12 protein-coding genes are annotated in these 9,685 nt (G+C 72.8%); 5 read left to right on the plus strand and 7 right to left on the minus strand.

The window, feature by feature from the left end; translation table 11 throughout:
* The 3 genes from ACFFNX_RS31955 to ACFFNX_RS31965 all read left to right on the plus strand — a co-directional run.
* Positions 1–958, plus strand: a 958-nt coding sequence (locus ACFFNX_RS31955; protein WP_378209596.1) for a YlbE family protein, incomplete at its 5' end; no start/stop codon positions are given.
* Positions 955–1,860, plus strand: a complete 906-nt coding sequence (locus ACFFNX_RS31960) for an aldose 1-epimerase family protein (protein WP_378209597.1) — start codon at positions 955–957, stop codon at positions 1,858–1,860. The genes ACFFNX_RS31955 and ACFFNX_RS31960, both read left to right, overlap by 4 nt.
* Positions 1,861–1,938: 78 nt before the next feature.
* Positions 1,939–3,147, plus strand: coding sequence for a DUF6986 family protein (locus ACFFNX_RS31965; protein WP_378209598.1), 1,209 nt, complete (start codon positions 1,939–1,941; stop codon positions 3,145–3,147).
* Here the strand turns inward: ACFFNX_RS31965 and ACFFNX_RS31970 are convergent.
* Positions 3,131–3,451, minus strand: a complete 321-nt coding sequence (locus tag ACFFNX_RS31970; protein ID WP_378209599.1) for a hypothetical protein — start codon at positions 3,449–3,451, stop codon at positions 3,131–3,133. The genes ACFFNX_RS31965 and ACFFNX_RS31970 overlap by 17 nt on opposite strands.
* A 95-nt stretch (positions 3,452–3,546) precedes the next feature.
* On the minus strand, positions 3,547–4,134 hold the full coding sequence (locus ACFFNX_RS31975; RefSeq protein ID WP_378209600.1) for a nucleotidyltransferase family protein: 588 nt from the start codon (positions 4,132–4,134) through the stop codon (positions 3,547–3,549).
* 171 nt (positions 4,135–4,305) lie between these two features.
* Here ACFFNX_RS31975 and ACFFNX_RS31980 point away from each other — a divergent pair, with 171 nt between their 5' ends.
* Positions 4,306–4,539, plus strand: a complete 234-nt coding sequence (locus tag ACFFNX_RS31980) for a hypothetical protein (protein WP_378209601.1) — start codon at positions 4,306–4,308, stop codon at positions 4,537–4,539.
* Positions 4,540–4,605: 66 nt separating this feature from the next.
* On the opposite strand, the gene ACFFNX_RS31985 is transcribed toward ACFFNX_RS31980, so the two are convergent.
* The 5 genes from ACFFNX_RS31985 to ACFFNX_RS32005 are packed head-to-tail and all read right to left on the minus strand — an operon-like array spanning position 4,606 to position 8,887.
* The gene (locus ACFFNX_RS31985; protein ID WP_378209602.1) at positions 4,606–5,709 is read right to left on the minus strand and encodes an XdhC family protein; all 1,104 of its coding nucleotides are present in this window, start codon (positions 5,707–5,709) and stop codon (positions 4,606–4,608) included.
* Positions 5,702–6,799 (minus strand): vWA domain-containing protein, encoded by a 1,098-nt coding sequence (locus tag ACFFNX_RS31990; protein ID WP_378209603.1) that lies wholly within the window; start codon positions 6,797–6,799, stop codon positions 5,702–5,704. Before ACFFNX_RS31990 ends, ACFFNX_RS31985 begins: the two co-directional genes overlap by 8 nt.
* Before the next feature lie 2 nt (positions 6,800–6,801).
* Positions 6,802–7,716 carry an AAA family ATPase gene (locus ACFFNX_RS31995; RefSeq protein WP_378209604.1) on the minus strand — a complete coding sequence of 305 codons (915 nt, stop codon included), beginning with the start codon at positions 7,714–7,716 and terminating at the stop codon, positions 6,802–6,804.
* 35 nt (positions 7,717–7,751) lie between these two features.
* Positions 7,752–8,264 (minus strand): NUDIX domain-containing protein, encoded by a 513-nt coding sequence (locus ACFFNX_RS32000; protein ID WP_378209605.1) that lies wholly within the window; start codon positions 8,262–8,264, stop codon positions 7,752–7,754.
* A complete protein-coding gene (locus ACFFNX_RS32005; RefSeq protein WP_378209606.1) occupies positions 8,261–8,887 on the minus strand; it encodes a YcxB family protein in 627 nt (208 codons plus the stop codon). Before ACFFNX_RS32005 ends, ACFFNX_RS32000 begins: the two co-directional genes overlap by 4 nt.
* 201 nt (positions 8,888–9,088) lie before the next feature.
* On the opposite strand from ACFFNX_RS32005, the gene ACFFNX_RS32010 reads away from it, so the two are divergent.
* The gene (locus ACFFNX_RS32010) at positions 9,089–9,583 is read left to right on the plus strand and encodes a hypothetical protein (protein WP_378209607.1); all 495 of its coding nucleotides are present in this window, start codon (positions 9,089–9,091) and stop codon (positions 9,581–9,583) included.
* The last annotated feature ends 102 nt before the right edge of the window (positions 9,584–9,685 follow it).

A 9,685-nucleotide genomic window follows, 5' to 3' on the forward strand; every position in this document is an offset into this window, starting at 1 on the left:
CCGCACGGTCGGCCCGATGGCGGGCGTGGTCAGCCCGGCGATGTGGATGTTCGTGGTCGAGGACGCCGAGGGCGGCGGCACCGCGTACTGCTCGCTCAACGAGGGGCTCGGCAAGGTGCTGCGCTACGGGGCGTACGGACCGGAGGTGATCGAGCGGCTGCGGTGGATGGCCGGCGACCTCGGCCCGGCGCTGCGCGACGCCGTGCGGGCGCACGGCCCCGTCGACCTGCGCGCGATCATGGCGCAGGCGCTGCACATGGGCGACGAGCTGCACAACCGCAACCGCGCGGCGACCTCCCTGTTCGTGCGCGAGCTGGCGGGCGACCTGGCCGAGGCGGGCGCCGCGGAGGCGCTGCGGTTCGCGGCCGGCAACGACCACTTCTTCCTCAACCTGGCCATGGCCGCGGGCAAGGTGAGCGCGGACGCCGCCCGCGGGGTGCCCGGCTCGTCGATGGTCGTGGCGATGGCCCGCAACGGCACCGACTTCGGCGTCCAGGTCTCCGGTACGGGCGACCGCTGGTTCACCGGGCCGGCCGGCGTGCCCGACGGGCTCTACCTGGGCGCGTACGGCCCGGCCGACGCCAACCCCGACATCGGCGACTCGACCATCACCGAGACGACCGGAGTGGGCGGGTTCGCCATGGCGGCGGCGCCGGCGATCGTGCGGTTCATCGGCGGCGAGGTGCCCGACGCGCTCACCGCGACCCAGCGGATGTATGAGATCACGCTGGCCGAACACCCGGCCTTCCAGGTGCCGATCCTGGACTTTCGCGGCACACCGGTGGGCATCGACGTCACCAAGGTCGTCCGTACCGGTCTGCTGCCGGTCGTCAACACCGGCATCGCCGGACGCGTCGCCGGCACCGGGCAGGTGGGCGCCGGCCTGGTGTCCCCGCCGGCCGAGGTGTTCACCCAGGCCGTGCGCGCTCTGGCCGAGCAGGCGACAATCACACCATGACGCTCTCGGGTGACCAGTACGAGATCTCCGCCGGGCCCTACACGGCCGTCGTGACCGAGCAGGGCGCCGGCCTGCGCGCGCTCACCTGCGACGACCGGCCGCTGATCCTCTCCCACGGCCCCGACGAACCACCGCCGGCCGCCGCCGGGCAGCTGCTCGCGCCCTGGCCCAACCGCATCGACCACGGCCGCTACTCCTTCGACGGCGAGGACCACGCGCTGCCGATCAACGAGCGCGAGCTGGACAACGCGATCCACGGGCTCGTCCGGTTCGCGTCCTGGCGGGTCGCCGGGCACGAACGAGACCGCGTGTCCCTCACGCACCGGCTGCTCGGATACTCGGGCTATCCGTTCCGCCTCGACCTCACCGTGGAGTACGCCCTCGACGCCGGCGGCGGGCTGACGGTGCGCCAGTCGGCGCGCAACGCCGGCTCACGCGTCGCGCCGTACGGGCACGGGGCGCATCCCTACCTCACGCTCGGGCGGCCGCTGGACGAGTGCGAGCTGCTCGTCACCGCCGAGCGTTACCTGGAGACCGACCTGCGCTCCATCCCCGTCGGCGGCCTGCGGGACGTCGCGGGCACGCCGCATGACTTCCGCGCGCCGCGGCGTCTCGGCGGCACCGCGATCAACCACCCCTACACCGCCCTGGTCCGCGACGGCGACGGCCGCGCGTGGGTGCGGCTCAGCGACGGCGAGCGCGCCGTGTCGCTGTGGGCCGGCGCGGGACACCCGTGGCTGGAGATCTACACCCGCGACGACGTGACCGACGAGACGCGGCGCACCGGCCTCGGCGCCGAGCCGATGACCTGCCCGCCGAACTCCTTCGTCACCGGCGTCGACCTCATCGCGCTCAGGCCCGGTGAGGAGACCTCCGGCGTGTGGGGCGTCATCGCGGGCTGACGGCCGTACGTGATCGCCCGTCTCGAGGCGGTTTCGGTCGGTAACGTGGGCCGCAGCATCTCTGGGAGGGAAACCGCGGTGAAGTTGACTCTGTCCTCGCTCGACGATCTGAACGCTCGCGTCGAGGAGGTGCGCGCCGAGCACGAACGCCGCCGCCCCGGCGAGCCGGCGGACCGCCAGCCGGTGCACACGGTGTACGTGCCCGCGGACCGTTTCACCGCGGAGACCGCCGGTGACATGGGCACGGAGGCGCTGAGGCTGCTCGACGCCCACGCCGCGGACCCGTCCACGATGACCGCCGCGTTCGGCGTCGAGCCGTCGCTGACCGAGACGGTACGCGACCGGGTCGCCGCCAAGCTCTCCCGCGCCCCGGTCGAGGACGTGCGGATCGACTTCGAGGACGGCTACGGCGTACGCGACGACGAAGAGGAGGACGCGCACGTCGCGACGGCCGTCGAGGAGGTCGCGCGGGCGTACGAGACGCGGCGGCTGCCCTACTACTGGGGGCTGCGGGTCCGGTCGTTCGCGGACGGCGGGCACGCGCGGTCGATGCGCACCCTGGACGGGTTCCTCACCGGGCTCGCCGAACGCCTCGGCAAGCTGCCGGGCGGCTTCGTGGTGACGTTCCCGAAGATCATCTCCGCAGACCACGTGAAGATCTTCACCGAGTTCCTGTCCCGGTTCGAGGACGAGATCGGGCTGCCGGAGAACATGCTGCGCTTCGAGATCCAGGTCGAGACGCCCGAGTCGGTCACCGGCCTGCCCGCGATCGTCGAGGCCGCCGGCGGCCGGCTGAGCGCCGCGCACTTCGGCGTCTACGACTACACGGCGGCGCTGGGCCTGCCGCCGTCGGAGCAGCGGCTGGACCACCCGTCCTGCGAGTACGCCCGGCACGTCATGCAGGTCACGCTGGCCGGCACGGGCGTGCGCCTGTCGGACGGCTCGACCAACATCGTCCCGGCGGGCGACGAGACGGCCGACGTCCACAAGGCGTGGCGCCGGCACTCCGCCCTGGTGCGCTACTCCCTGCTGCACGGCTACAACCAGGGCTGGGACCTGCACGCGGCGCACCTGGCCAGCCGGTTCGCCACCGTCTACGCCTACCACCTGAACGGGCTGGACGACGCCATCGAGCGGGTCCGCGCGTGGAACGAGGCCGGGGGCGCCGACGGCCGGGCGGACGGCGTGCTCGACGAGCCGGCGACCATCAAGGCGCTGACCGCGCGGCTGCGGCGCGCGGTCGACTGCGGCGCGATCGACGCCGACGCCGTCACGCTTCCCGGCTGAGGCCCGCCTCGCGCCCGAAGATCATCGTGTCGACGGTGTCGTCCTCGGCGCCGTCGAGCCCGGCGATCGTCCGGCGGAGGTTCTCCACCGCGACCGTCTGCTCGTACATGCGGCCCATGATGTCGCGCAGCGTGTGCACCACGACCATCGTGGCCTCCGCCTGCGCCATCGTGGCGTGAACCTGGGCCTTCGCGACATCGGGCACGGGCGTGCCCATCGCCTCGGCCGCCTTGGCGAGGTGGCTCGCCGCGCTGTCGTTGTGCGTGACCCAGTGGTAGCCGGGCTCTTCCGACCAATTGCTCATCGCGCGCCTTCCCACGGTTCCCCAGCACCGTTGTTCGTCACTTACGCCACAGAGCCCCCGGCGTGTGGAAGACGCGCGAGCACCGTGGTCGGTTGTCACCGGGAGCCGCCGTACCTTTGAAGATCCTCGGGCGTGTCGATGTCGCTGGGATCCGCGACGTCGTCGCAGGCGACCGGAACGACGATGTCGGACCGGGCGCGCAGGAACTCACGCGCCCCCACGTCGCCCCTCGCGTGTGCGGAGGCCTCCTCGAAGTATTCGTGGGCGATCAGGACCGGGTTGCGCGGACGGCCGCCGTAGGTCGCCACCGCGACCCGCGCCCCGGTCTCGTACGCCGCCCGCAGCCGCCGTACGGCCGCCGCGGTGACGTCGGGCTGGTCGACCAGGGCGATCACGACGGCCGGGCAGTCGGGCGCGAGCGCGGACAGCCCGGTGCGCAGCGAGGAGCCCATCCCGGTGCGCCATTCGGGGTTGTGCACCACGACGGCGCCCGCGACGTCCACCCGCGCCGCGCCGGTGATCACGACGATCGGCGTACAGCCGGCCTCGTGCAGCATCCGCACGCCCCGGTCCACCAGGCGCGTCCCGCCGATCTCGACGAGCGCCTTCGGCGTACCGAGCCTGCTCCCCTCTCCCGCGGCGAGCAACAGCCCCGCGGGCGCTCCCGCATGCCTGGTCTCCATGCTCGAACAGCGTATCCAGGTCCCGCCCCGGCGACCGGCCGAATCGCTGATCATCGCCGGGCGGAGCCACGATCACGTGCCAAGCCGGACATATCAGGGAAGGGCCTACAAGGGGCGTGAAACGCACTCCCGGTCACAGCTGACACAGATGACAGATGGAGGTGCACGAACATGGCAGTCACCGCAGAACTGGACAAGCTACTGGACAAGGCCTACGAGAACACCGATCTGGAGGGCCTCTGCGACGCGCCCGTCGCGGCCATCCGCGGGGTCAGCGACGCCGACGCGGAGGCGCTGCACAAGGCGTTCGGCATCAAGACCATCGCCGACATGGGACACAACAAGTACTTCCGGGCCGCCGAGGCGATCGTCAACCTCGCCGAGGCCGGTACCACCCGCAGGTGACACCAGGCCGTCTCCACGGCCAGGGACCGCCCGGCACGGAGTTCCGGGCGGTCTCTCCGGGCCCCGTCAGGCGCCGTGGATGCGGCCCGCCGTGTCGCTGAGGGCATGGCCGGTGCCGCCCCAGCGGAGCTGGATCAGCTCGGCCGCGATCGAGACGGCGGTCTCCTCCGGGGTCCGCGCGCCCAGGTCGAGGCCGATCGGCGAGCGGAGGCGGCCGATCTCCTCTTCCGTCACACCCGCCTCACGGAGGCGTTCGAGGCGGTCGTCGTGGGTGCGGCGGGAGCCCATCGCGCCCACGTAGCCGGCGCGGGTGCGCAGCGCCACCTCCAGCAGCGGCACGTCGAACTTCGGGTCGTGGGTCAGCACGCAGATCACCGTGCGCTCGTCCACGTCCGTCTCGGCCTCGGTGAGGAACTTGTGCGGCCACTTCACCACGACCTCGTCGGCCTCGGGGAACCGCTTGGCGGTCGCGAAGACCGGGCGGGCGTCGCACACGGTCACGTGGTAGCCGAGGAACTTGCCGATCCGGGCGACCGCGGCGGCGAAGTCGATCGCGCCGAACACCAGCATGCGCGGCGGCGGGGCGAACGAGTGGACGAACACGCCCAGCTCGTCCAGCCGGCGTTCGCCGTTGCGGCCGTACCGGCGGATGCCGGTGGTGCCCTGGGCGAGCATGCCGCGCACGTCGTCGTCCACGGCCTCGTCCAGCCGCTCGACGCCGAGCGAGCCCTCCGCGCGGTCCGGCCACACGATCCGCCGGGCGCCGATCTCGCCGGGACCCTCGATCACGGTGGCGATCGCGACGGGTTCGTGGCGTTCGATGGAGGCGACCACCTCGCCGAACAGCGGGAACGTCTGCGGGCTGATCGGCTCGACGAGGATGTCGAGGATGCCGCCGCAGGTCAGCCCGACGGCGAAGGCGTCGTCGTCGCTGACGCCGTACCGCTGCACGACCGGCCGGCCCGACTCCACGACCTCCTGGGCCAGCTCGTACACCGCGCCCTCGACGCAGCCGCCGGACACGCTGCCCACGACCTCACCGTCGCCGGAGACGGCCATCGCGGCTCCGGCGGGGCGTGGAGCGCTGCGAAAGGTGTTCACGACGGTCGCCAGCCCGAACGTCCCTCCCCCGTGGTACCACTTGCCGATATCGGCGAGGACGTCACGCATTTCCGATCACCCCTGCCAGTTCTTCCAGCGCGGCCAGGCTGTGACCGGCCACGAAGTGGTCAACATACGGAAGCGCCGCGAGCATCCCTCCGGTGAGCGGTTCGTAGCCCGGCTGGGCCCTGTGCGGGTTGGACCACACCACCCGGTGCGCGAGCCGGCGCAGCCGCGCCATCTGCTCGCCGAGCAGCGACGGGTCGCCGCGTTCCCAGCCGTCGGAGGCGATGACGACGATCGCGCCACGGGCCATGCCGCGCTGCCCGAAGCGGTCGAGGAACTCCTTCAGCTCCTCCCCCAGCCGCGTGCCGCCGCTCCAGTCCGGGATGGCCGCCGACACCGCCCGCATCGCGGTGTCCGGCTCGCGGTGGCGCAGCTCCCGCGTGACCCGGGTCAGCCGGGTACCCGTGCTGAAGACCTCCGTCGTCCGCGGCGCGGAGCGGACGGCGGCGTGGGCGAAGCGCAGGAGCACGTCGGCGTACGGGCTCATCGAGCCGCTCACGTCGACGATCAGCACCACGCGCCGGGGCCGGGTGCGGTGGGTGCGGTAGCGCAGGCCGGAGATCTCCCCGCCGCGCCGCAGGATGGAGCGGACCGTACGGTGCTGGTCGAGGCGGCCGCGGTGGCGCGCGGTGAAGCGCCGCGACCGGCGCCGGGCGGAGACGTCGTCGAGCAGGGCGACCAGCCGGTGGACCTCGGCGCGCTCGGCGGCGCTGAGCCGGGCCACGTCACGCGACCGCAGGACCTCGATCTCGCTGGCGGTCGCCAGGGAGACGTCGTCGGACTCGTCGCCGCCCTCGGCCGTGCCCGGGGTGGCGGCCGGCCGGATGACGGTGACCGGCGGCGGCGCGGTACGGATCACCGGGGGCGTGCCGCCGGTGAAGTACGCGGCGAAGCACCGGTCATAGCGCGGCAGGTCGGCCGGGTCCGCGCACATGGTCAGCCGCCCGGCCCAGTAGACGTCACCCGGATCGAGCACGTCGAGGTGGCCCACCGCGGCGATCATCGCCTGGACCCGCTCGGGGTCGGCGCCGACGCCCGCCGCCCGGAGCGTACGGGCGAAGCCGGTGAGCGTCTCGACCACGTCCCGGGACACGGTCAGCCTCCGTTGAACAGCGCTTCGATGCCGCCCTGGACGACGCGTTCGGTGTCCTCGCGATACTTCAGCACGGTGCCGAGCGTCACGGCGGCCGTCTCCGGGTCCAGGTCGCGCGCGCCGAGGGCGACGAGCGCCTCGGTCCAGTCGAGGCTCTCCGCGATGCCCGGCGCCTTCAGCAGGTCGAGCCGCCGCAGCCGGCCCGCGGCGCCCGCCACCTGCCGTACGAGGGTCTCGGTCGCGTCCGGCAGCCTGCGGCGGATGATCGCCACCTCGCGTTCGAAGGCGGGATGGTCCAGCCAGTGGTACAGGCAGCGGCGCTTGAGCGCGTCGTGCACCTCGCGGGTGCGGTTGGAGGTGACGACGACCACGGGGGGCCGCCGCGCGCTGATCGTGCCGAGCTCGGGGACGGAGATCGTGAAGTCGCTCAGCACCTCGAGGAGGAAGGCCTCGAACTCGTCGTCGGCCCGGTCGATCTCGTCGACGAGCAGGACGCTCGGCCGCTCCTCCGTCGAGGTCTCCAGCGCCTGGAGCAGGGGGCGCGAGACGAGGAAGCGCCGGTCGTACAGCTCCGACTCAAGACGCTGGACGTCCGTGACCCCGGCCGCCTCGGCGGCGCGCAGGTGCAGCAGCTGCCGGGGGAAGTCCCAGTCGTACAGGGCCTGCGCGGCGTCCAGGCCCTCGTAGCACTGCAGCCGGATCAGTGGGACGTCCAGGACGGCGGCGAGCGTCTTGGCCAGCTCTGTCTTGCCGACGCCCGCCTCCCCCTCCAGGAACAGCGGCCGGCGCATGCGCAGGCCGAGGAAGCAGGCCGTGGCGAGACCCTCGTCGGACAGGTACGCGTGTGCCTCGAGGGCCTCGCTGAGGGCCGTCGGCGACGCGAAGTCCGACGCCGGGTTTGACGTGGAATGGGGCACGTATCAAGGCTACTTCCCGCGCCGGATCAGGGCACTCAGGCTTCGGACAGGTAGTGCGGAATCTTCGTCTCGCGGGCGTGCAGCGCGGGCCCGAGCCGGTGCCCGACCCGGCCGAGCAGGCGACGGGCCTGGTCCGGCGGGAGGAAGGCGTGGTCGTCCAGCTCGTCCTCCTGCAGCCGGATCCGCTCGGGCTCGTCGAGCTCGCCACCGTCGAAGATGAAGGTCAGGATGGGCCGGGGCCGCGGAGCACGCGCGGGCGCCCAGCCGACGAGCAGCAGCGGCCCGACCGGCAGGTCGAGGCCGATCTCCTCCTTCACCTCGCGGGCGCAGGTGACCTCGGGCGGCTCGCCCTCGTCGGCCGTGCCGCCGGGCAGCAGCCAGTGGTCGAGATAGTGGGGCTTGACCAGCAGGACGCGCCCGGCGGGGTCGGTGATCAGGGCTCCGGCCGCCACGTACACGGCGGGGAGCCCCGCATAGTAGATCTCCGGCGCGACGAAGTTGTGCGGACGCGTCTCGGCCGGGCCGTCTCCATCCACCTCATCGGTCACCCGCAGGAGGCTACCGTCCCTCCGGGACGCGGCCGGGCGTCCTCCAGACGGTCCGTGAGGAGGTCGCGGCAGACCGGGACGAGCGACGGGTCGGGCAGGCCCCGCTTGGGAAGGGCGATCGAGGGTTCTCCCTCGCGGTCCATGAGGACGAACTGCCGGTCGGTCTCCACGAACGCGGCGAACCGCGACCAGGCGAAGATCTGGGTCATCCCGTCCGTGCGCAGCGTGAGGCTCTCCGGGGTGAGCCTCTCCTCGTGCGCCTGGCGCAACACCGGCGAGCGGTGCCAGGCGTCGCGCGCCCGGCGGCACAGGCCCCGGCGCGAGTAGAACGCCAGGGCTCTCAGCAGGTACGTTCCCGCGATCAGCGCGCAGAACAGCGTGGCCGGCGCCGCGCCGGACATTCGCTCGGCGGCGTTCAGCCACAGCACACAGCACAGCAGCACCGTGCTGATGACCGCGTACCGGACCGCCCGCCTCCGCCGGCGCCGCCGCGCGGGCGACACGGCCAGGAGCTCGACGATGTCGTCGAGCTCCGGAACGTACCTCAGCGTCAGCGTCGGCTCTTCCCCGGCCCGGGCGTGCTCGGCGCCGACGTCCCCGGCAGTCGGCGATCCGTCGACCATGTCTCCCCTTGTACCGCGACGAACGGGCACCGATCGTACCCATCGGAATCCCCACCTCGCCGTCCCGGTATCGAAACGGAAGGAGACGACTCATGCGGATCGGCGCCCCCCGTGCGCGCCGTCCGGTCCTTCCGTCGCTGGAGCGCGTGCGCGCGCAGCGCGTCACGCGGAACTGTCGGGGCCCTTCGATAGCTTCCGTTCATGATCGAAACAGCCGCCTGGGAGCGGCGCAGCGCCGAGCCGGTCGTGCGGCCCGTACGCCCCCGCAAGCTGGTCAAGGTCCCCTTCGTCGAACTGGCGGACGGACGGCTGCAGGGCGTCGTGTCGAGCGGTTCGGACCTCGCCCGCGTCTACGTCTCCTCGATCAGCGCCGCCACCCACGGGTTCAGCTGCAGCACCAACAACAACCGCCCGTGCGGCGGGCTGTCGGGCTCCGCCCCCTGCAAACACCTGCGGGCGCTCGCCGACGAGGCCGTGCTGCAGTACGGCCTCGACCGCGTCGCCCGCTACCTGCGCGTCGAGGCCGGCGGCGACGACGACCTGATGAGCCGCCTGGACGGCACGCGTGAGGCCGCGCCGGCGGCCGGGGTGTTCAGCCGCTTCCTGCGGCACCTGGCCTACCTCGAGCTGCCCGGCGGCACGGCGCCGATCGCCGAGATGCACTGGTTCCCGGCCGTGTCCGCGGAGGTCCGGTGATGCTCGGTGTCCAGCTCGCCGAGCTGCTCGGCGCGGCGCCGGACGGCGCCGAGGAGGCCCTCGAGCTGGCGGCCGGGTTCGACGACGCCCTCGCGCACGGGC

The organism is Actinoallomurus acaciae (assembly GCF_042429965.1).
Lineage (GTDB): Bacteria > Actinomycetota > Actinomycetes > Streptosporangiales > Streptosporangiaceae > Actinoallomurus > Actinoallomurus acaciae.